We start from the raw sequence: 21,577 nt of genomic DNA on the forward strand, positions 1-21,577 counted from the left end.
CCTTTAGTGATCTGTTCCAACAACGTATCATACGATGAGTCGATGTACAACTTTACCCATAAACAATATTTTTACAGGCTAAAGAATATCGAAAGAAAGGGGCTTACATAATGGAATCCGATTATGAACATCTCGTCCAACACCTTCAACAAGACCAATATCGAACATACGCAAACCACCTCGAAACCATCATCAAACCAATCCCGGATTCAGACCATACCGGCGACCTTGATCCACGCGTCTTTGCGACGCTGACCGCAAATCATTCTTCACACAATGAACCGGATACAGCATTTGACCTCGAGTCTGCACGCGCTAGCATGGGTTGGACGAATCAGGATCGGACAACGATTGAGATCGCAACGGAATCTCTACTCATTCCAAGTGAGGACGGCGACATCCGGGCCCGTCTGTATCGTCCGCATCATACCGAAGCAATCCCGGCCATTCTCTTCTTCCACGGCGGTGGATTCTTCGGGGGGACGCTTGAGACAATCGAGAATCCATGTAAGCTACTCGCGGAACGGGCGAATGCGGTCGTCATCGCTGTTGATTATCGTCTCGCCCCGGAGCATGCGTTCCCAGCCGGATTGAATGACTGTTACCGCGCCTTTGAATGGGTGTATGAAAATGCGACTGAGTTGAACGTCCATCGCGACCGAATCGGCGTCGCCGGTGACAGTGCCGGTGGCAACTTGGCGACCGCTTGCTGTCTGATGGACCAAGAACGAGGGGAACATCGAATCAGTTATCAAGCGCTCGTCTATCCCGTCGTCAATCTAGGGTCGATTCCGACAGATGATTTTGAATGGACACTCGATGCGTTCGACATCTCATACCATCACGATTTGATTCGTGGTGTCGTGCTTGCGCTTGCGGATCCAGATTCGCTACTAAATGATCTCTATCTTCAAGGGAAGACGGATCTCAAACATCCCCTCGTATCGCCGTTGTTCGCAGACGATGTCACGGGTCTACCACCTACCCTGATTGTGACAGCCGAATACGATTATTTACGACTTGAAGGAGAGGCCTATGCACGGAAACTGTCGAGAGCAGGTATTCCGACACGGCTCATTCAATATCGAGGGATGGACCATGCTTTCATCGATAAGTTGGGAGACTATCCGCAAGCAGAAGATTGTATGTATGAAATCGCAAATGGACTAAAGGAGCTGACGAAATGAAACAGTATACATTAGATTGGACACGTTATGAGGAATTGGCCCGTCAAGCGGTCGCGGAAGGCGTCGTGTTAGTCAAAAACGAACAGAAGACCCTCCCGTTACAGCCTGAAACAAAGCTCGCTGTATTTGGTCGTAGCCAGTTCCATTACTATAAGAGCGGTACCGGATCAGGCGGGATGGTGAACGTCGGACACGTCACGACACCGCTCGAGGCACTACGTGAGCGTACGGACATTCACATCAATGAATCGCTCTATGCGACGTATGAAGAGTGGGTGACGGAGAATCCATTTGACCAAGGTGTCGGTTGGGCGGGTGAACCGTGGTCGCAACAGGAGATGGACGTAACGGACGAACTCGTCGATCAAGCCGCACAAGAGTCAGATGTCGCGCTCATCATGATTGGACGCACGGCAGGGGAAGACCGTGACAACACGGCCGACCCGGGTAGCTACTTGTTGACGGATATCGAACACGCGATGATCGAGTGCGTCACGAAACGCTTCCAAAAGACAGTCGTCGTCCTAAACGTCGGGAACATCATCGACATGAAATGGGCAGAGCAACCGAGTGCCATCCTCTATGCTTGGCAAGGCGGGATGGAAGGTGGAAAAGGACTTGTCGACGTTCTCGTCGGAGACGTGACTCCTTCCGGGAAACTGACAGATACGATCGCTCGTTCGATCGAGGATTATCCGTCGACAAAGAACTTTGGTCACGCAGACAAGGGAATTTATCAAGAAGACATCTATGTCGGCTATCGCTATTTCGAGACGTTCGCGAAGGATGATGTCTTGTACCCATTCGGATTCGGACTGTCTTACACGACGTTCAAAACGGAGGTCAAACAGACTAAAGAAGTCGATGGCGTCCTAACGTTTGACGTGGAAGTGACAAACACGGGTGACTGTGACGGGAAAGAAGTCGTTCAGCTCTATGTCGAGAAGCCACAAGGGAAGCTCGGGAACCCACTCCGGTCAATGGTCGCGTTCGAGAAGACGTTGCTTCTTGAGCCAGGTGAGCGACAGACACTTTCTTTCACCGTCCACATGACTGACTTTGCGAGTTATGACGACTCTGGCGTGACGGGTCATGAATCGAGCTTCGTATTAGAGGCGGGGATGTATCGGTTATACGTCGGAACAGACGTGCGTTCGGCTGCACTCGCTTTTGAGGTCGAGCAGCGTGAGCAACGTGTCCTTGAGACGTTGAGCGAGAATATGGCACCTGTCCTCCCGTTCGAACGGATGAAACCGATTCAAGGCGAACGAGGGTTTGAAGTGAGCTATGAGTCGACACCGCTTCGTGCCGTTGACGTCGAGACACGTTATTTGGAAGAACGCCCTGAGACGCAAGCGTTCACGGGTGACCAAGGCATCAAATTGAGTGATGTGTACCACGGGAAGGCGTCGCTCGACGCATTTCTAAATCAATTGACGGATGAGGACTTGGCTTGTATCGTCCGCGGACAAGGGATGAACTCACCACGCGTCACACCGGGAACGGCAGCTGCGTTTGGTGGGGTGTCCGACCGATTGAACGAGCTTGAGATTCCAGCGGCCTGTTGTGCCGATGGTCCATCAGGGATTCGCATGGATATCGGGACGAAGGCGTTCGCGCTTCCGAACGGGACATTGTTGGCGTCCACGTTCAACGTCGACCTCGTCGAAGACTTGTTTGAGATGACAGGACTCGAGATGCGGAAAAATCGCGTCGATACGCTGCTCGGACCAGGGATGAACATTCACCGCAATCCGTTGAATGGACGGAACTTCGAGTATTTCTCAGAAGATCCGCATGTGACTGGAAAGATGGCGGTCGCTCAATTAAACGGCATGCATCGAGTCGGCGTGACGGGCACACTCAAGCACTTCAGCGCCAACAACCAAGAGGCACATCGTCACGATATCGATTCGGTCGTCTCGGAGCGGGCGTTACGTGAGATTTATTTGAAAGGGTTCGAGATGGCGGTGAAAGAAGGACGTGCAACGTCAATCATGACGACTTATGGTGCGGTCAACGGAATCTGGACGGCTGGACTGTATGACCAAAACACGCGTATCTTACGTGACGAGTGGGGCTTTGAAGGGATTGTCATGACGGACTGGTGGGCAAAAGTGAACTTCCGTGAGGATGAGTCGGCCAACCGTAAAAACACGGCAGCGATGGTTCGCTCGCAAAACGACTTGTACATGGTCGTTGACCGTCCAGACCTCAACTCATTCGAGGACAATACGATGGTATCGCTCGAAGAAGGTGTGGTGACACGAGGCGAGTTGTTGCGGAGTGCGCACAACATTTGTTCATTCATCTTGAAATCACCGGCGATGGAGCGTCTGCTTGGGATTCATGATGGTTCGGTCGAGGTGCTCGGCTTTGAAGACGAAACGAATCAACAGGATGCATTTGAGTTGGACTATCAACATCTCGAAAACGGGGAACACGTTGATTTGTCAGGAATCGACACCTCGACCGGAAACACACACGTCTTCGCTATCTCGGTCGACCAGACCGGAACGTATGACATCACGTTGACTGCCCGTTCGAACGCGGGAGAATTGGCACAGATGCCGGTGACGTTGTTTGCGAACAATATCCCGGGTGCAACGTTCACGTTTAACGGGACGGACGGAGAATGGGTGACGCAGACGAAGCAGATCTTCTTCTTGAATCAGCATAATTATCTCCAGCTCTATTTCGCGTTGAGTGGATTAGAAGTGAAGGACGTGTCCTTCACGCTCGCAGATGAATTCAGTATGAAGAACGGCTGAGCCGCCCTTTTGCCGATTCATTGAATTCGGTATAACCGAAAGAACGACACATCGCAAAGGAGGCGCATACCCGTGGAAAATCGGCTTCGATTTTCTAGGTCTTCACGCACTCATGCAAAGCCATTTGGACGAAAGGCGATCACTTGCATGGGGTGAAACGAATACCTTGATCGCTTGATTTAACGTAACCTATTTGGCTTTGCTCCCTTATCGAATTGGATTCATTCAATAAGGAGCGAGGTATGATGAAGTACGTCAATGCGCAACACATTCTGCCAGAACGATTGTTGCAAGAGGTGCAACAATACGTACAAGGTGAAACGTTATATGTGCCGACCCCGACTGACACGAAACGGAAATGGGGGACGGTCAACGGTGGAAAACAATTACTTGAGAAACGAAACGAAGCCATACGCGCAGCGTTTCGGAACGGAGAGCGAATCGAAAGTCTGGCCATATCCTATCATTTGGCGACGCACACGATTCGAAAGATTGTATACTGCTCGACATGAAGGAGGTACGACTAGTTCGCTAGTCGTACCTTTTTAGGTCGACTATGTTTCTTAATCAAAGTGTACACAGTAAGGAAGCGTCGTCTCCTGTAAACTGAGGATTGAGGAAGGGGGCGACAAGATGTCAGATCCATTTATTCAAAACGAACAATATAATCTCATCAAAGAACAAGTGAGGCTCGTCAAAGAGAGTCGAATGCAAAGCTTGCCGCCTTCTGTTTTGCGGGCAGTCATCGACTTGGCACAAGCGAAAGTGATGTATGCATTCCCTGAGGCAACGACTGAACAATTGAAGCTTTTACAGTTCTCGATGTTACAGATGAACGAAGCGTTCGAAGAGTACATGCAACAATTACAAAAATGGGTTCAACCATTTCCCGTCGTATCTGCCGAGCAGCTGAAGGATTTGTTCCCGAAACAGAAGAAGCTTCGCTTACCGGAGCTAGCCGATGTTGATTTTGGACGACTCACTTATTTGAGTTGGAACGATGGACGTTCCAAGCAAAAGTTGATGATTTGTCAACATGAAGGTCGATTGATTGGCATCGTATGTAAACCGAGCACGAATACGAAGAAAAACATATGTGCCTTCTGTAATCAGTTCACGGACGTGACGTACTGCGTTACGATCACGAAAGCGAAACAAGCGAAAAATCCGGACTATTACAAAGCCATCGGCACATACATATGTGTCGACAGTAAGACGTGCAACAAACATATCACGAGCCAAGAGGCTTTGCATACTTTTGTTCATAAAGCGTTACAGGCCTGACGAGGGAGTCAGGCTTTTTATTTTTCATAAAATACTGTACAACCTTTCCGATATCCCTTTAGATAGAATCCAAGAAGTTTCAATCTAGAAAGAAGGGAATGAATGAAACACGTAGTCATTTTTGATATGGATTGGATCGTTGGATTACAGAAACATATAGCATTCAACAAATCGAAACGTTGGATAAGGGCGATTTAGTGTCAGAAATCGTGAAGAAGTATGAACTACCGGATGGCTTCGTGGTAGGTGACCGATTATCGGAAGTTCTCGAAACTGTATCAAAAGAAACTGTTTCGTGATAAGTGAATCGATTTCAAGGTTGGACTCGTACGTAAAGGACTACATAAAATCGGAGGGATCATCATGCACACGCTTTACATGAAACAAAAAGTGTTCAGTTTACGTGGACGCTTCACCATCAAGGATGCTGACGGACATGATCAATACTTTATCGAAGGTAGCTTTATGAAGTTTCCGAAATCGTTTGAGATTAAAGACGTGAATGGCCATACGGTCACGACGATTACGAAGAAGACGTTCAGTTTTTTGCCGAAGTTTTTCGTAGAAGTGGACGACACAGATATGATGACTATCTCGAAAGAATTTTCATTCTTCAAACCGAAATATTCAATCGATGCGGTCGGGATCGATGTCCAAGGCGATTGGTGGGACATGGATTTTGATGTGACGAAGAACGGACATTCTATCGGAAGTGTTCAAAAGAAATGGTTCACGTGGGGAGACAGTTACGAGATTCGTGTCGAAGAACCAGAGATGGAGCACCTTCTCATCTCCATCGTCGTAGCCATCGATTGTGCGAAAGCCGATCAAGCAGCAGCATCTAGCGCCGCAACATAAAGGGGAGGATCTAATGGAATTTTGGGACGTCTATACGGTGAACCGAGAAAAAACCGGTCGCACGTGGCAACGGGGAAGTCGATTGCCAGAAGGCGAGTATCATCTTGTCATTCACGTGTGTATCTTTAACCAGAAGGGCGAGATGTTGATTCAACAGCGCCAACCGTTCAAGGAAGGTTGGGCAAACATGTGGGATATCACGGTCGGAGGAAGTGCCACGGTAGGGGATACGAGTCAGCAAGCCGCCATGCGGGAACTCGAAGAGGAGATTGGGCTCAAGCTTGATCTATCTCAGACACGACCGCATCTGACCGTCAATTTTGATGAAGGGTTTGACGACATTTATCTGGTCGAAATGGAAGTGGATTTGAATGAGCTGACGCTACAGGAATCTGAGGTGCAAGCCGTGAAATGGGCGGATGAAGCGACGATTCTGCAGATGATTCAACAGCAAGAATTCATACCGTATCACACACCGATGATACCGTTACTTTTTGCCATGCGAGGGCAATGGGGAGGAATCGATCATAAAGCTGCGGTGAAAGTAGATTCGTGAATAACAAGAGATCTGATTCGTATTGAAGAATCAGATCTCTTTTCTTTGAGTTGATTTTGAATCAAATAGACCTCTAGTTTTACATGTACTTTTTTGAAAATGAGTCGATGAGCGGTATCTCTTGTTATGATTTTTTCCGACTAATCAATCGCGCCGTCCGTAAAATCGATGGCAAGAGTTTCCGACGCTGCCGGAATGCGAGATAACGCCCTTCCCACGACGGTTTGAACTTCTGTTTGAACTGTCGCAAGCCACTGAACGGATAGATGTAGCTGATATTTTCAAAAATATCGGCGGCGACGCGCTCTGGCCAGTGCGAGAACGTCTGCCCCCCGACGGCCGCAAGTGGTGCCACGCCGAGTCCGACATGATTATATCCTTCTTCGCGAGCCCATTCGATGATGTGAAGAATCAATACTTCGATTGCTCCAGATGGCGCATCATTTTTCGAACGCATCAAATCGATTGAGATGGCTCCGTCTCCTCGGAGTAACGAAATGAAAGCTACGACGACACCGTCCGCATCTCGTAACAAGGCAATCGGATAACGGGTCAACGTTTCATAGTCGAAGAAACCGAGGGAGAAGCCTTTCTCATTTCGATTGCCAATCCATTCGTCTGAGATGTCTTTTAACTCTTGTAAGAGAAGGAGGCTCGGTTCACAGACGATGTCGAACGTGATGCCCTTCTTCTCAAACTGATTGTAGAGAGAGCGCATATTTGCACGCTTCTTCCCGGATAAGGAGAAGGTCGAGACGTCAATCGTCGCCTCTTCCCCTAGTTTGAAGAACGTGAAGCCGGCATCATGAAGGCGCGGCATCCAATTCGGTGTAATTTGATAAAATAAAGGGATATATCCGATTCGGTCCGCATCCTCGATGAAACGTGTCAATAACGCAGTCGCCGCCTGTCGCTCGCCTTGAATGTCACCAAGAACAATCGCATGGTTCCGCGCTGTCGCAAACAACAGACACGCATCTCCGGCCTCGTTCATGTAAAAGCGCTTATCTGCCATATGGGCCAAGTCAAAACTGCTCGATGTGGGCTGTGTTGCTTGAAACTGTGTGATTCGATGTTCATCGTATGCCTCTCCAAGCGCCGGGCGTTTCCAACGGTCGAATAAGAGCAGAAGCGCACTTGCTACGATCGAAGTCAATAACAAGACGAACGTCGTCAACCAACCGGCTTGATGAGATGTGAAGAATAAGTCATCCGTACCCGCGAACGACTGTAACAAGAGGGCGTGGGTGCCGACATAGAGCAGGACGTAGATCAAGCTTCGAATGAGACGTCCTGTCGTTAAAATCGAGCGGTATCGGACGTGTCGTTTACGTGTCAACCAGACGAACATCGCAAACCCGATGACGACGAAGGTCTCAAACAGGTTTAAACCACGAGCGATGACCCCGATGGTCGCCAAGATGAAGGCAGTGTTGAGTAACCAGAGCGTTCGTTTTGTCCGCACATACATGCCATAGACGGACAAAAACATGAGAAGTCCGGCACTCAACAAGAAAAGGGTTCCGATCCATTCAAACCAGCGATTCACTTCATAGAGCGGCGTCACGCTCGGGAGAAGCGTCTGGAACCAAATCAACAGACTGCTCATGAGTGCGATGAGACTTCCGGTCAATCGTCCCATCTTCGCAAGCGTCCGCGAAACGACGCGCCACACGACGGTCCCAATCTCATACGAGGACCCGATGATTGGCCGATACTCGATTTGTTTGACGACCTGGTCCCCAAAAGCGATAGCCGCAAGAAAGAGTCCGATTAAAAATGGGACGACAAAATAAACGAATCGATAGATGATTAGTGAAGACAGAACGATGTCTTGATGAATCCCAAGTTGAGTCATCCCAACGAGATACAGTAAGTCAAATGTTCCGGCACCCCCAGGGACGAGGGAGACGACACCGACGACCGTCGCGACGATGAATACTGCGAAGAGTTGCACGAATGAGTGCGACCCGTTTAGTAACGTCAAAGCATAAATGGCGACGAATCCAGCGGTGACCCATTCTGCGAGCGAGGTCATCGTATACCCGAGCAGATTGGACCATCCGACGTTTGATCGGCGTGATGTGACGAACAAATAAAACGGGAGCATCGCACTCACGGCGAGTAACACTGGCCAAATCCACGGTTTCGTACCGACGAGCCCACCGGCCGGAAAGATCCCGAGGAGCACACCGATGGAAAGAATGGACAGACCGCTGATAAGTGTCGGAGTCATCCATCCGATGGCACGGAGCAAGCGTTTCGTATCCGTATAGGGACGATAGAGCGAGGTGCGAAGCGCGATCCCAATCACGCCGCCGAAGCCGAGCATCCCGTTCATTGAGTTCGTGATCCATGCCGTTTGAACGATTTTTCGTTTCGGTAGCTCGATATGTAAAGAGCGTAGCAAGAAATAGTCATAGCCCGTCATGGTCAAGACAGCGAATCCACCGAGTAGGATGAGTGTGAACTGTTCCCAACCGGTCAGTTGTTTCAGTGTCGTGAAGGCGGTCGCGAGCGAGAGGTCTTTCAACTCTTGTCCGCTCTGAACCAAGATCAAACCGATTAATGCTATAGGGATGAGCCATTTTAATTGTTTCCATGAAAAACGAGTGCGCATGAGGTTTTCTCCTTATCTGTCATATGACTGACAGTGTCTTCTAACTAAATCGTACTATAGGATACGATTGAAATCTGTAAAACGTTTCAAAAACAGGGGATTGTAAGCGCAAGAAAGAGGACGAAATGTTGATTTTAGATTTGATACAGTGTAAGGAGAAAGGGGTGTGGAGATGCTGACATTTGAAGAAAAATGGGCGAAAGTGCTCGCTTGTGATGCGACGTATGACGGGTTATTCTATACGGCCGTCAAGACGACAGGAATCTATTGTCGACCATCATGCCGTTCCCGCAAACCGAAAAAAGAGAATGTCGATTTTTATATAACGAGACAAGAGGTGGAAGCGAACGGATTCCGACCGTGCAAGCGATGCCAGCCGGAAGGCGAGCATGCCCCACACCGAGCGCTCGTACAACAGGTGACAGTGTATCTGATGGAACATTATAAACAGCCGATTCGCCTCGAACAAATTGCCGAGCATGTCCAGCTGAGTCCGTTCCATTTGGAGCGAACGTTCACCCAAACGACAGGAGAGACGCCAAGGCAACTATTGGAGCGACTTCGTATCGACAAGGCAGCTTATTTATTACGAACGACCGCGATGAGCAATCTGACAGTCTGCTATGAGGTCGGGTTTCAAACACCGTCGAACTTTTACCGCGTGTTCTGTCAAGTGAAAGGTTGTACACCAAATACGTATCGAAAAGGAGAGGACGTATGAGAGAGATGCTAATCGCTGTACAGCAGCCGTTTGATTTTCAAGAGTGTCTCGTCTTTTTAAGTCGGTCAAATCAAGAGGTGCTCCATGTCACGACGGACGAGGCGATTCAAAAGTTGATGTGAATCGGGGAACGCCTTATCCTCATCGAACTTCAAGGAGAGCAGGGTCACATTCGTGTGGTGTTCCCAGTCGATGACGTTTCAGAGATAGAGACGGAAAGCATTGAACGTGAGGTGCGTGACTGGTTAGACCTCGATTGTGACCTAACACCGTTTGAGGCGATGGGGGCAGAGGATGAATTACTGGCTCCTTTGATTGAAGCGCATCGCGGGTTACGGATGATCGGCTTTCCAGATTTGTTCGAAGCTCTCGCCTGGGCCATCATCGGGCAACAGATCACCTTGTCGTTTGCTTATACGATCAAGCGGCGGTTCGTCGAACGATATGGAGACAATCGAGTTGTCGGAGGAAGAACGTATTGGACGTTCCCGCGGGCGGAACGAATCGCCTCGCTCGAACCGGAAGCGTTACGTGAGCTTCAGTTCAGTCGAAGGAAAGCGGAGTATATCATTGATATTGCATGGGAAATAACAGGTGGGACGTTATCAAAATCGGCTCTACAGTCGCAGTTTTCAACTGATATCCGTCAACGATTGCTGTCCATTCGAGGTGTCGGGGCCTGGACGGCGGACTATGTGTTGATGAAGTGTTTTCAAGACGCCTCAGCCTTCCCGGTGGCAGATGTCGGATTGCATCAAGCGATTCATCATCAGTTAGGGACATCGAAGAAGCCCACGATTGAAGAGGTGAAACGTTACGGTGAATCGTGGCAAGGTTGGGAAGGATACGCGACATTTTATCTATGGAGGTCATTATATGGGAACGTATAAATTAGACGTGGAGACACCGATTGGCATCCTGGAAATCATCGGGACGGAGCAGGTCGTTCAATCGATCTTATTCGTCGAACGTAAAGGGACGCAATCACCTGAATCAGATATTCCAAATGTATTGCGACAGTGCCGGGATGAACTAGATGCTTACTTTTGCGGTAAGCGTATGTCGTTTACATTTCCGACTGAGCAAATCGGGACAACGTTTCAGCATGACGTGTGGGATGCGTTACAAACCATCCCGTATGCGGAGACGGCTTCTTACCGAGAACTCGCCGAACGAGTGAAACGACCCGCGGCTGTCCGCGCGGTCGGAGCGACGAACGGACGCAACAAGCTGAGCATCGTTGTACCATGTCACCGTGTCATCGGATTAAACGGGAAATTGACTGGCTATGCCGGCGGATTATGGCGAAAAGAATGGCTCTTACACCACGAGAAACAAGTCGCACATCAAACCCAGTAAAAAAACATTTCCCCCTCCAAATCTGCTACACTAGAAGAGGTCCTATCGTGACGTCGGAATCGACGAAGTTATAGGATGATTCCCGTCACTTATGGAGAAAGTTTTGGAGGAATGCATGATTAAATTATTAGCAGATTCGACGTGTGACTTATCAGATGCAGTGCTTGAACAGTACAACATCGGGGTCGCACCGTTGATCATTACGATGAACAATATGTCTTATCAGGACCGGGTGGATATCCAGCCGGATGATTTTTACGGAATGTTGGAAGCGCTCCCGGAATTCCCAACGACGGCGATGCCGAGCCCGGCGACGTTCTTGAAATTGATGGAAGATGCGGTCGCTTCGGGTCACGAAGAGATTTTATGCATCTGTATGTCGAGTGGCACGAGCGGCTCGTATCAGTCGGCGATCATCGGAAAAGAGTACTTCGAAGAGGCGCATCCTGACTCGACTGTTAAAATTCACGTCGTCGACTCTCGTTCGATGAGTCACGGGAGCGGCTGGCTGTTGCTAAAGAGTGCGCAAATGCGTGAAGCCGGTGCGACGTTCGAACAGCTCGTTGACTTCAATGAGACGTACAAGATGAAAGTGAAGCATTTCTTATCCGTGGACGACTTGGACCATTTGATTAAGAGCGGACGAATCTCAAACACGAGTGCCATCATCGGAAAACTACTCATGGTGAAACCGATTATGAGCATGAAGAACGGGAAAGGTGCCATTGTTGCTAAGGAACGAGGTACCCGTAAAGTGCTGAAGCATTATACGGACGAGTTCGTGAAACGCGTGAATCCGGATATCACGAATTTTGTGATCATCGGGTATACATCCGATCAGCGAGTTGCCGAAAACTTAAAAGCGAAGATTGAAGCAGAAACAGATTTCACAGGCGAGATTTACCTCATGCAGATGGGTGTCTCGGTCGGGACACACGTTGGTCTAGGTGCGATTTCAATGTTTTTCGTAGAGAAGTAATAAAAGCCGTCTCATGTCGAGGCGGCTTATTTGTATGGCCAAATGTGCTCAATAACTGAATTATGACCATCGAAATCGAGGCGATAGACGTCTGGATTACGCATCGTACGCCACATTTCAAAGTCATATCGTGGATCGAGATGTTGTAAGAGGAGTGCGAGCAGATTGCCGTGCGTCACCAATAGTGTCGCGGCATGTTGAGATTGAGCACGCTCCACGACTTGTAGGATGCGATTCGTCGCTTCTTGGCTAGATTCAGCATCAAGTAGTTTGAAAGTCGGGTCGATGAACGATTGACGTAATGGGGTCAGCCAGTCTTCAAGCGGTTCGTGAGACAGGATGCGTTCTCTCAGTAACGGTTCACGCTCGATTGAGAGGTGATGAGAATCGGCGAGTGACGTGACCGAAGCGACCGCATGGATATAATCGCTTGAGATGATCCGATCAATCGAGATATCACGAAAAAAGTCGTGAAGCAGGAGAGCTTGTGCGTGACCTGCTTCCGTGAGCGGTGCATCAGGTTCTTGACCGGAGGCCGAGCAGTGGCGTATCAAATAGAGCGTGGACATGATGGATTCTCCTTGATCATTTTTAGTGAAAAGCCAATAATGAAATATATGTAAAACTATTTCACATCATAGAATATATTTCAATTTACTTAGTGATAAGTAGGAGGAACCAATGAGTCATTTTAAAAGACAATTAGAAAGCTCTCTTTATACTGGGTTTATAGATAAAGATCACCATCATTCTAGTCCATTTAAACCAGAACTTTTAGTAAACGAACGAGTTAAAAGACAGGATGTATTGACCGTGTTACTCGATGAATTGAAAGTTTGTAAGAAGTTTCAATTCGCTGTTGCGTTCATTACAGAATCAGGTTTGGCAACACTCAAATCAACATTATACGACTTGAGTCAAAAAGGTATCCGAGGCGAGATCATTACTTCTACATATCAACTGTTTAATCAGCCAAAAATGTTTAAAGAACTTTTAAAAATTTCGAACGTTGACGTAAGAATTGCAGATGTGAATGCGTTTCATTCAAAAGGGTATATTTTTCAACATGAAGAGTACTATTCATTGATTGTTGGTAGTTCAAACTTAACTGCAGGAGCATTAAAAACAAACTACGAATGGAATATTAAACTTACTTCTCATGAAAACGGTGAAATTGTTCAACACTTTTTCAATCGATTTGAAACGATGTGGAATGAATCGATTCCGTTAACCTTAGAATGGATTAAGGCTTATGAAAATGTATATCGTCCAATGGTTAGAGATCGAGTTGCTGAGTTTCCAAGTATTCATGATTTTAATCAAATTAAGCGGGACCTTGAAATTAAACCGAATGCTATGCAGCGTTCTGCTTTAGACGGTATTGAAACAGTCCGACAGCAATGTCATCAACGCGCACTAGTTGTATCAGCTACGGGGACTGGGAAAACATACTTAGCTGCATTTGATGTTCGTAGGTATGAACCGAAGCGAATGTTATTTGTAGTCCATCGTGAACAAATTTTGAAAAAAGCTATAAGTGATTTTCATAAAGTGATTGGTGGAAACATTGAAGATTTCGGGATTTTGTCGGGAACTAGTCGAGCAATTGATTCTAAATATATATTTGCAACTATTCAAACCATCTCAAAAGATGAAACTTTATATCAATTTGCACGAGAGACTTTTGATTACATCTTGATTGATGAAAGTCATCGGGCCGGAGCAAATACATATCAAAAACTATTAGAATATTTCGCGCCGAAGTTCTTACTTGGAATGACTGCTACTCCTGAACGTTCAGATGGATATGATTTGTTCAGACTTTTTGATTACAATATTGCATATGAAATTCGTTTACAAGAAGCACTTGAAGAAAATATGCTATGTCCATTCCATTATTTTGGGGTAACTGATCTTGAAATTGATGGGGAACAAAAAGAAATTGAAGTGTTTCAAAAACTTGTATCAACTGAAAGAATTGATAGGATTATTGAAAAGATTAAATACTACGGTTATTCGGGGGAAAAGTTGCGAGGCCTAATGTTCTGCAGCTTTAAAAAAGAAGCAATGTATTTATCTGAGCAATTAAATGCTCGAGGTTTTAGAACATGTGCTTTAACCGGGGATGATACTCAAGCGAAGCGAAAGCAAGAAGTAAATAATTTAGAACAAGGATTACTAGACTATATTCTCACTGTGGATATATTTAACGAAGGGATCGATATACCAAGCATTAATCAAGTTGTAATGCTTCGACAAACTGAATCGAGTATTATTTTTATTCAACAATTAGGAAGGGGCTTACGAAAGCATAAATCTAAACGTTACGTAACCGTTATTGATTTTATAGCAAACTATAAAAACAATTATTTAATTCCAATTGCTCTCTCGGATGATCGTTCTCAAAATAAAGATTCTATTCGTCGTAAAGTAATCGATCGGTGCTATATCTCTGGTACATCAACTATTAATTTTGAAGCGGTTGCTAAAGAACGCATTTATGATTCAATTAACCAAGCAAGGTTAACAGATTTAAAAACTTTAAAAGAAGCATATCAGAACTTAAAAAATCGATTAGGTAGACAACCTATGTTGACTGACTTTATAGAGAACCACTCAATGGATCCAATTGTTATAGCAACTAAAAATGGACATTATGGTGCTTTTTTAAGAGTTGTTGAAAGTGAATTGCCTTCTCTTTCGAAAGAGGAAGAGCAAATTTTACTTATGGTAACGCAAGAACTTTTATCAGGTAAAAGAATACATGAGATTTATTTGTTAAAACTTTTGGCCTCTGATCGCTCTATAAGTAAACTCAATTTTATTAACTACCTACATGATCATCATGTTCGAGTAGATGAAGCAACGCTTAAATCAGTAGAGAATGTATTATTATTAGACTTTTTTAATGATGCAGATCGAAAGAAATATGGTAATAAGCCGTATGTTGAATTAGATCGTGACATGTATCGGTTACCTTCACACATACAATCTATGTTACAAAACGAATGGTTTGCTAAGTTATTTAACGACTCACTAGAAGCATCAATCCTAAGAAGTAAACGATATAATCAAACACAACCTTTAACGAGGTTGGAAAAATACACGAGAAAAGATGTATGTCGATTATTAAATTGGAAAAAAGAAGAGCAATCTACGATGTATGGCTATAAAGTTAAGCATCATACATGTCCTATATTTGTAACGTATCATAAAAGTGAAGACGTTGAAGCAAGTGTTAATTACGGTGATTCCTTTATTAGTCCAGAGGTATTTCATTGGTATACTCGGAGTCGAAGAACCACAAAATCTGAAGAAGTGCGCAAAATTATTGATTCAGAGAAAGACAACATTGATATTCACCTATTTGCAAAAAAAGATGATGATGAAGGCGGAGATTTTTATTATTTAGGTGAAGTGAAACCAGATCAACAATCTATAAAAAATACCACGATGCTAAATAAAAATGGTCAAGAACTTCCTGTAGTCACGATGAATTTAATGTTGAGAGAGAGTGTCGATCAACAGATATACGATTACTTGCACGAGATAACGCATTAAAAAAAAGCCGAGGCGTAATTTATACGTTCTCGGCTTCAGTTATTTGATTGATCACATCATTTACTGCAGGTAAATCTGCTGGTGCCCAGACCAAGGAACGTAGATTTTCACGCTTTAACCAGATTAATGCATCATGCTCCGTAGCTATAGGAGTTCCCGATTTTAATTCTGCACGTAATGAAACTAAATGAATAATGAAAGTTTCATATTCATGTACATGTTCATTAATAATTTCATGAGCAGTAATTTCACATTGCAACTCTTCAAAAATTTCACGTTCGAGTGCTTCTTGTAAGTTCTCTCCATCCTCAACTTTTCCTCCGGGAAATTCCCACATGTTTGGAATGAGCATAGTTGTTGAACGAAGTGCACAAAGAATTTCATGTTTTTCGTTTTCAATAACTGCTGCTACGACTTTTACTGTTTTTTTCATTGGTACTCCCTCATTTTTGAGATTTGATTACCTCTATCATAACATTCGTCTTTTTTTTATGAATTCAATCTTCACTTAAAGAATTTTTTCGCCCTAAACCCCTTATCATTCATCACAAAAGAGTTATAATCGGTATAACGATTATAAAATATACGATTAAGGAATGGGGATTCTTCGATTGTATGACAAAAAATTCAGGGGATAAGGATGGGGTTTTCATGAGCAGTACGCAAACGAGAACAGACGTCATTTTAATTGGGGCAGGCATTATGAGCGCAACGCTCGGTTCACTCTTTAAAGAGCTTGTACCGGAGTGGAACATCAAAGTGTTCGAAAAGCTCGATGCAGCAGGGGAAGAAAGTTCAAACGAATGGAATAACGCAGGTACGGGACATGCCGCACTATGCGAATTAAACTATACAACTGAGAACGCAGATGGGACAATCGACATCTCCAAAGCAGTCAACGTCAACGAGCAGTTCCAAATCTCGCGCCAGTTTTGGGCGCATCTCGTCAAGCAAGGATTAATTGAAAACCCAGAGGCCTTTATTCGTTCGATCCCACATATGAGCATGGTCCAAGGGGAGCAGAACGTCGACTTCTTGAAGCGTCGTTTGGAAGCGCTCACAACGAATCCGTTGTTTGAAGGGATGGTCTTATCGGACGACCCGAATCAATTACAGGAATGGTTCCCGCTCATCATGGGAGGTCGGACATCGGATGAACCGATTGCCGCGACGAAAATCGATTCTGGGACGGACGTGAACTTCGGTGCATTGACACGTATGTTGTTTGAGCATCTCACATCAAACGGGGTCGAGGTCAACTATGGTCATAGCGTCGAGGACGTGAAGCGTCTCGACAACAGTCATTGGGAAGTGAAAGTGAAAGACGTGTCTCGGGACACGATTGAGACGCATACGGCACCTTTTCTCTTTATCGGAGGCGGGGGTGGCAGTTTGCCACTCTTACAAAAGACAGGGATTCCCGAGTCGAAACAAATCGGAGGATTTCCGGTCAGTGGGCTCTTCCTCGTCTGTAAAAATCGCGAGATTATCGAGCAACATCACGCTAAAGTTTACGGAAAGGCGAAAGTTGGGGCACCACCGATGTCGGTCCCGCACCTCGACACACGCTTTATCGATGGACGAAAAGAGTTGTTGTTTGGACCGTTCGCTGGCTTCACGCCGAAGTTCTTGAAAACAGGATCAAACTTGGATTTGATCCGTTCGGTCAAGCCGAATAACGTCATCACGATGCTTGCGGCAGGGGCGAAAGAGATGCCGCTCACGAAATACTTAATCGAGCAGGTACTCTTGTCACACGACAAACGGATGGATGAACTGCGTGAATTCATTCCGAACGCCAAGAATGAAGACTGGGAGATTGTCGTGGCCGGACAACGGGTCCAGGTCATCAAAGATACTCCGCAAGGAAAAGGGACGCTTCAATTCGGAACGGAAGTCATCAGCGCGGAAGATGGATCGGTCGCGGCACTTCTTGGTGCTTCTCCAGGTGCATCGACAGCTGTTCATGTCATGTTGAAAGTGCTCGAACAGTGCTTCCCGCAACAGTTGCCGGAATGGGAAGCAAAAATCAAAGAGATGGTTCCATCGTATGGCTTGAAATTGTCGGAACATCCGGACCTGTTTAGAACGATTCACGAATCGACAGCGCTCGCGCTCGGTCTAAAAGAAAAAGATGTGGTACACAATTAATTTACTTGGAGCGAGTATACAATCGTATGCTCGCCCTCTTTGTATAGAACAAGTGATTACTCTTTCACCATTTTTTGGACTTTCGGACCTATCTAGTATGTCATCGATGCGTTTGACGATCCCTTAACTGTTGTCGTTTATTTCTGTGATGGAGAGAGACTTTTTTCGACAGGTTGCGTACCCTTGTGGCGACGATATTGAACCTGTGCCGATGATGGCTCGTCCGTGTTGATGACATCACAAAAAAAAGACCGCTTCCACAGGAAGGGGTCAAGGTGTGAGTGTCGTCATACTTTCATGTAAATACTCAGATATGCTACGATCAATGTCGCTTTCTGAACGATTGAGAGCAAGTGAGATTTCTTTTACCAAAATGGTTTTGGCGTTCTCTAGAATCTTACGATCTTGTTCGTATAGCTTTTTATTCGCATGGAGCGCCTCAATATGTCGACGACTCAATGTATTGACGACTTGAGCGATATCGTGACGGTTCCCTGAATGGACGACATTCAAAAATTCGCGATTGCGATTGTTGGAATGCGGGTTCCATTCAACGCCAGGCGAGCGGAACGACTCTAAAATCTCTAATGCCTCGTCTGCTTCGAGCAATGTCAACATCATCACATTATCGTTATCGACCGGGATGCTGATCTGTAACTTCTGTGCATTGTTGATCGGGTGAAGCGTGTAGTATGATTTCGTTTCTCCTGCGACCGTTTTGTCCGAAATGTCGTCGATGCGACATACGCCATGGGTCGAGTAGATGATTAAATCTCCAGCTTTAAACAAGTCGATCACCTCTTCCTTATCCATAAGCATAGTCGTTCAGAAGGTGAAATGTCAACTCGGTTGACGTTTGGGTTCATATATGCATATAAAAACCGTGCCGATTCTATCCGACACGATTACAGCTTCCAGTCCATGCGCAGAATGATTTTCAGTTGCTCGAAGGCATCTTGTCCAATTCCTTCTCGGATACGTTGCTCGAGTTGCGCTTTGAGCGCCTCGTTTTGTTCATAACAAGTATGGCCGAGCGCAGTCAGTTCGATGCATTTGTCTTTTCGACTCTGTGGATGGTCCGTTACGAGAACGAGTGCTTTTCCTTCAAGGTTCTTAATTAGTTTATGGATGGCTTGTCGAGAGATATGGACATTTCTTGTGACTTCGGCAATAGTCGTGTTCGATTGGTAAAGTGTTGCGAGAATATACCATTCCGAGTTCGAGAGTTGGATATCACTTTGTTCATTCCAAGATTGTTCACTCATACGTCGAACTTGATCATTGCGCTCTGACAATAAATCAAGTAGACGGGTTGACGTTGATGGAGTCAAATCAAGTCACTCCTCTTTCATTTTCGGCTTTTTGGACGTTCCTAACTATACAAAAGCAATTATACCTCGTCAACGTCAATCTAGAACAAAACGAGGCACATGGCCTCGTTTTAATTAACAATCTTTATTTTTGAAGTCGATGACCATGCGTCCTTGAATTTTCCCTTGCTCCATCTCTTCAAAGATATCTTGCACTTCGTGAAGACAACGTTTGTGAACAACAGGCACAACGAGTCCTTCTGCTCCGAATTGGAAAGCTTCCTCTAAGTCTTTACGTGTTCCGACGAGAGATCCGACGACTTCGATTCCATCGAGAACGAGACGAGGAATATTCAAATCCATCGTTTCAGAAGGAAGACCGACTGCTACGACTTTCCCACAAGCGCGAACCGCATTGACAGCTGAGTTAAATGCGCCTTTGGAGACAGCCGTGACGACTGCAGCGTGTGCACCACCGAATTTCTCTTGGACGATGTCTGCCGCATCTCCTTCGGTCGATGGATTGATTGTCAAATCAGCGCCACTCTCTTTAGCAAGTTCAAGCTTATCATCGTTCAAGTCGACGGCAATCACATGCGCATTGAATACATGCTTCGCATATTGAATTGCCAGGTTGCCCAGTCCCCCGCAACCATAGATGATGACCGTCTCACCAGGTTTGACGTCTGCCACTTTGATGGCCTTATACGTCGTGACACCGGCACAAGTAATACTTGATGCCTGTGCAGGGTCTAATCCTTTAGGTACTTTGACGGCATAATCGGCGACGACGATACTTTGTTCGGCCATTCCGCCATCTACGCTATATCCGGCGTTTTGAACGTTTCGGCAGAACGTTTCCCGTCCCGTCGTACAATATTCACAGCGACCACACGCATGATACATCCAAGCGATACTGACGCGGTCTCCGACTTTTAGGCTCGTAACATCGTCAGCGATTTGAGATACGATTCCAATTCCTTCATGACCGAGCACACGTCCTTGCACATCCCCGAAGTCACCGGCCGCGACGTGAAGGTCCGTGTGACATACGCCACAGTACTCGACATCGACGAGCGCTTCGCCTGCTTGTAATGGACGCAATTCCTTATCAACGACTTCGATGTTGGCTTTGCTTGTTGAATTGACAACGACTGCTTTCATGTGTGAACACACCCCTTGTGAGAATTTAGCGAATCTGCCTAAAAAACACTCTGAATCACAACGTTAGGATATCACAAAAAATGGAATGGAAGCGCTTTATTTTTTTATAGCATTTGTCTGAAAAATGAACTTTTTTCACATGAAGATTTGGGGGAATAGAGATAGAAGTAACAAATGGAAGGGGTATGGTTCAGGTGACAAGAACAAAATTATTTCACACATATAAATCAAAAATCTTGCAGCTATCTGATTTAGAGGAAGAGAAGTTAAAAAGTGAAGATTTTTTGTTAGACCGTGATGAAAAGAAACAACTTGATATCTATTACGCACCGTTTGAATATATCAATCCGGATGCTAAAGTCGTTATCGCCGGGATCACGCCAGGGTTGTATCAGATGCGTCAATCGTTCGAGGCGATTCGCGATTTGAAAGGTGCTTCTGATGAAGAAGCACTGCGAGCCGTCAAACAACGGGGAAGTTTCTCTGGTCCGATTCGTAAGAACTTGGTGACGATGCTGGACGATTTGGATTTACATCATCATTTGGGAATCGAGTCCTCTCTCGATTTATTTGGATCGGCGAACCATCTCGTACAAAACACGGCGGTTCTCCCTTATCCCGTTTTCTATAAAGGTAAGAACTATAACGGGGCGAGCCCGGATATGATTCGGACTGAACTGTTTCGACCTTACGTGGAAGGTGTATTCGCTGAAGAGATGGCACAGCTGAAAGATGCCCTCATTCTACCGATGGGCGTGAACGTGAGACGAGCCGTGGAGCTGTTAGTGGAGCGCGGTCTCTTGAACCAGGAGCGGGTCGTGAGCGGGTTTCCGCACCCATCCGGCGGGAACGGTCATCGTCATCGCATCTTCGCCGAAAATCGAGACGCCATGAAAAGACACATTGCTGAACATTTCAAACGACATCCACTCTGAATCGTATAACGAAAAAAGATTGAGCCGACGAATGAACTGAACCGAAAAAGTTAGACACTAAATAGTTTCGTTAGGCGACCTTTAGAACCTGCGTCCGGTATTCCACCGGGCTCAGGTTTTT

20 protein-coding genes and 1 pseudogene are annotated in these 21,577 nt (G+C 46.0%); 15 read left to right on the forward strand and 6 right to left on the reverse strand.

Going from position 1 to position 21,577, the window contains the following annotated elements; all coding sequences use genetic code 11:
• Positions 1-110: 110 nt before the first annotated feature.
• The 7 genes and pseudogenes from KNO76_RS11465 to KNO76_RS11490 all read left to right on the forward strand — a co-directional run bounded on the left by KNO76_RS11465 (position 111) and on the right by KNO76_RS11490 (position 6,656).
• Positions 111-1,187 (forward strand): alpha/beta hydrolase, encoded by a 1,077-nt coding sequence (locus KNO76_RS11465; RefSeq protein ID WP_214885539.1) that lies wholly within the window; start codon positions 111-113, stop codon positions 1,185-1,187.
• Positions 1,184-3,958 carry a glycoside hydrolase family 3 protein gene (locus tag KNO76_RS11470; RefSeq protein WP_214885540.1) on the forward strand — a complete coding sequence of 925 codons (2,775 nt, stop codon included), beginning with the start codon at positions 1,184-1,186 and terminating at the stop codon, positions 3,956-3,958. Before KNO76_RS11465 ends, KNO76_RS11470 begins: the two co-directional genes overlap by 4 nt.
• A gap of 245 nt (positions 3,959-4,203) precedes the next feature.
• Positions 4,204-4,470 carry a CD3324 family protein gene (locus KNO76_RS11475; RefSeq protein ID WP_026824703.1) on the forward strand — a complete coding sequence of 89 codons (267 nt, stop codon included), beginning with the start codon at positions 4,204-4,206 and terminating at the stop codon, positions 4,468-4,470.
• A 121-nt stretch (positions 4,471-4,591) separates the two neighbouring features.
• Complete coding sequence (locus KNO76_RS11480; RefSeq protein WP_214885544.1) at positions 4,592-5,242, forward strand: FusB/FusC family EF-G-binding protein; 651 nt, start codon at positions 4,592-4,594, stop codon at positions 5,240-5,242.
• Positions 5,243-5,367: 125 nt separating this feature from the next.
• A pseudogene (locus tag KNO76_RS14105) lies at positions 5,368-5,508 on the forward strand (nucleosidase); the annotation flags it as partial.
• A 97-nt stretch (positions 5,509-5,605) separates the two neighbouring features.
• Positions 5,606-6,100 (forward strand): LURP-one-related/scramblase family protein, encoded by a 495-nt coding sequence (locus KNO76_RS11485; protein WP_214885546.1) that lies wholly within the window; start codon positions 5,606-5,608, stop codon positions 6,098-6,100.
• Between the two features lie 13 nt (positions 6,101-6,113).
• Positions 6,114-6,656, forward strand: a complete 543-nt coding sequence (locus tag KNO76_RS11490; RefSeq protein ID WP_214885548.1) for an NUDIX hydrolase — start codon at positions 6,114-6,116, stop codon at positions 6,654-6,656.
• Positions 6,657-6,780: 124 nt separating this feature from the next.
• Here the strand turns inward: KNO76_RS11490 and mprF are convergent, their stop codons facing one another.
• Complete coding sequence (gene mprF / locus KNO76_RS11495; protein WP_214885550.1) at positions 6,781-9,276, reverse strand: bifunctional lysylphosphatidylglycerol flippase/synthetase MprF; 2,496 nt, start codon at positions 9,274-9,276, stop codon at positions 6,781-6,783.
• Between the two features lie 172 nt (positions 9,277-9,448).
• On the opposite strand from mprF, the gene KNO76_RS11500 reads away from it, so the two are divergent.
• The 5 genes from KNO76_RS11500 (at position 9,449) to KNO76_RS11515 (ending at position 12,335) form a co-directional block, all read left to right on the forward strand.
• Positions 9,449-9,997, forward strand: coding sequence for a bifunctional transcriptional activator/DNA repair enzyme AdaA (locus tag KNO76_RS11500; RefSeq protein ID WP_214885552.1), 549 nt, complete (start codon positions 9,449-9,451; stop codon positions 9,995-9,997).
• Complete coding sequence (locus tag KNO76_RS14200; protein WP_285800445.1) at positions 9,994-10,119, forward strand: hypothetical protein; 126 nt, start codon at positions 9,994-9,996, stop codon at positions 10,117-10,119. Before KNO76_RS11500 ends, KNO76_RS14200 begins: the two co-directional genes overlap by 4 nt.
• Positions 10,120-10,134: 15 nt before the next feature.
• Complete coding sequence (locus tag KNO76_RS14110; RefSeq protein ID WP_483297393.1) at positions 10,135-10,887, forward strand: DNA-3-methyladenine glycosylase family protein; 753 nt, start codon at positions 10,135-10,137, stop codon at positions 10,885-10,887.
• Positions 10,874-11,356: a methylated-DNA--[protein]-cysteine S-methyltransferase gene (locus KNO76_RS11510; RefSeq protein WP_214885554.1), complete on the forward strand. Its 483-nt coding sequence runs from the start codon at positions 10,874-10,876 to the stop codon at positions 11,354-11,356. Before KNO76_RS14110 ends, KNO76_RS11510 begins: the two co-directional genes overlap by 14 nt.
• A gap of 115 nt (positions 11,357-11,471) precedes the next feature.
• Entirely contained in the window at positions 11,472-12,335 is an 864-nt protein-coding gene (locus KNO76_RS11515) for a DegV family protein (protein ID WP_214885556.1), read from the forward strand.
• 26 nt (positions 12,336-12,361) lie between these two features.
• Here the strand turns inward: KNO76_RS11515 and KNO76_RS11520 are convergent, their stop codons facing one another.
• Positions 12,362-12,904 (reverse strand): histidine phosphatase family protein, encoded by a 543-nt coding sequence (locus KNO76_RS11520; protein WP_214885558.1) that lies wholly within the window; start codon positions 12,902-12,904, stop codon positions 12,362-12,364.
• A 112-nt stretch (positions 12,905-13,016) separates the two neighbouring features.
• Between KNO76_RS11520 and KNO76_RS11525 the strand changes: the two genes are divergently transcribed.
• Positions 13,017-15,896 (forward strand): DEAD/DEAH box helicase, encoded by a 2,880-nt coding sequence (locus KNO76_RS11525; protein WP_214885560.1) that lies wholly within the window; start codon positions 13,017-13,019, stop codon positions 15,894-15,896.
• A gap of 19 nt (positions 15,897-15,915) precedes the next feature.
• Here the strand turns inward: KNO76_RS11525 and KNO76_RS11530 are convergent, their stop codons facing one another.
• The gene (locus KNO76_RS11530) at positions 15,916-16,329 is read right to left on the reverse strand and encodes a (deoxy)nucleoside triphosphate pyrophosphohydrolase (protein WP_026824690.1); all 414 of its coding nucleotides are present in this window, start codon (positions 16,327-16,329) and stop codon (positions 15,916-15,918) included.
• Positions 16,330-16,547: 218 nt separating this feature from the next.
• Between KNO76_RS11530 and KNO76_RS11535 the strand changes: the two genes are divergently transcribed.
• Positions 16,548-18,047, forward strand: a complete 1,500-nt coding sequence (locus tag KNO76_RS11535) for a malate:quinone oxidoreductase (protein ID WP_214885562.1) — start codon at positions 16,548-16,550, stop codon at positions 18,045-18,047.
• Positions 18,048-18,317: 270 nt separating this feature from the next.
• On the opposite strand, the gene KNO76_RS11540 is transcribed toward KNO76_RS11535, so the two are convergent.
• The 3 genes from KNO76_RS11540 to adhP form a co-directional block, all read right to left on the reverse strand.
• Complete coding sequence (locus KNO76_RS11540; protein ID WP_026824688.1) at positions 18,318-18,845, reverse strand: CarD family transcriptional regulator; 528 nt, start codon at positions 18,843-18,845, stop codon at positions 18,318-18,320.
• A 107-nt stretch (positions 18,846-18,952) separates the two neighbouring features.
• Positions 18,953-19,378, reverse strand: coding sequence for a MarR family winged helix-turn-helix transcriptional regulator (locus KNO76_RS11545; protein WP_214885564.1), 426 nt, complete (start codon positions 19,376-19,378; stop codon positions 18,953-18,955).
• A 114-nt stretch (positions 19,379-19,492) separates the two neighbouring features.
• Complete coding sequence (adhP, locus tag KNO76_RS11550) at positions 19,493-20,521, reverse strand: alcohol dehydrogenase AdhP (protein ID WP_214885566.1); 1,029 nt, start codon at positions 20,519-20,521, stop codon at positions 19,493-19,495.
• 185 nt (positions 20,522-20,706) lie between these two features.
• Here adhP and KNO76_RS11555 point away from each other — a divergent pair, with 185 nt between their 5' ends.
• Positions 20,707-21,456, forward strand: coding sequence for a hypothetical protein (locus KNO76_RS11555; RefSeq protein ID WP_214885568.1), 750 nt, complete (start codon positions 20,707-20,709; stop codon positions 21,454-21,456).
• The last annotated feature ends 121 nt before the right edge of the window (positions 21,457-21,577 follow it).

Source organism: Exiguobacterium sp. s101 (assembly GCF_018617835.1).
In the GTDB taxonomy this organism is placed as follows: Bacteria; Bacillota; Bacilli; order Exiguobacteriales; family Exiguobacteriaceae; genus Exiguobacterium; species Exiguobacterium marinum.

Excerpts from the sequence above, each read along its gene's own strand:
- KNO76_RS11465 (WP_214885539.1), top strand. The coding sequence starts at position 111 with ATGGAATCCGATTATGAACATCTCGTCCAACACCTTCAACAAGACCAA.
- KNO76_RS11470 (WP_214885540.1), top strand. The coding sequence starts at position 1,184 with ATGAAACAGTATACATTAGATTGGACACGTTATGAGGAATTGGCCCGT.
- KNO76_RS11475 (WP_026824703.1), top strand. The coding sequence starts at position 4,204 with ATGAAGTACGTCAATGCGCAACACATTCTGCCAGAACGATTGTTGCAA.
- KNO76_RS11480 (WP_214885544.1), top strand. The coding sequence starts at position 4,592 with ATGTCAGATCCATTTATTCAAAACGAACAATATAATCTCATCAAAGAA.
- KNO76_RS11485 (WP_214885546.1), top strand. The coding sequence starts at position 5,606 with ATGCACACGCTTTACATGAAACAAAAAGTGTTCAGTTTACGTGGACGC.
- KNO76_RS11490 (WP_214885548.1), top strand. The coding sequence starts at position 6,114 with ATGGAATTTTGGGACGTCTATACGGTGAACCGAGAAAAAACCGGTCGC.
- mprF (WP_214885550.1), bottom strand. The coding sequence starts at position 9,276 with ATGCGCACTCGTTTTTCATGGAAACAATTAAAATGGCTCATCCCTATA.
- KNO76_RS11500 (WP_214885552.1), top strand. The coding sequence starts at position 9,449 with ATGCTGACATTTGAAGAAAAATGGGCGAAAGTGCTCGCTTGTGATGCG.
- KNO76_RS14200 (WP_285800445.1), top strand. The coding sequence starts at position 9,994 with ATGAGAGAGATGCTAATCGCTGTACAGCAGCCGTTTGATTTTCAAGAG.
- KNO76_RS11510 (WP_214885554.1), top strand. The coding sequence starts at position 10,874 with ATGGGAACGTATAAATTAGACGTGGAGACACCGATTGGCATCCTGGAA.
- KNO76_RS11515 (WP_214885556.1), top strand. The coding sequence starts at position 11,472 with ATGATTAAATTATTAGCAGATTCGACGTGTGACTTATCAGATGCAGTG.
- KNO76_RS11520 (WP_214885558.1), bottom strand. The coding sequence starts at position 12,904 with ATGTCCACGCTCTATTTGATACGCCACTGCTCGGCCTCCGGTCAAGAA.
- KNO76_RS11525 (WP_214885560.1), top strand. The coding sequence starts at position 13,017 with ATGAGTCATTTTAAAAGACAATTAGAAAGCTCTCTTTATACTGGGTTT.
- KNO76_RS11530 (WP_026824690.1), bottom strand. The coding sequence starts at position 16,329 with ATGAAAAAAACAGTAAAAGTCGTAGCAGCAGTTATTGAAAACGAAAAA.
- KNO76_RS11535 (WP_214885562.1), top strand. The coding sequence starts at position 16,548 with ATGAGCAGTACGCAAACGAGAACAGACGTCATTTTAATTGGGGCAGGC.
- adhP (WP_214885566.1), bottom strand. The coding sequence starts at position 20,521 with ATGAAAGCAGTCGTTGTCAATTCAACAAGCAAAGCCAACATCGAAGTC.
- KNO76_RS11555 (WP_214885568.1), top strand. The coding sequence starts at position 20,707 with ATGGTTCAGGTGACAAGAACAAAATTATTTCACACATATAAATCAAAA.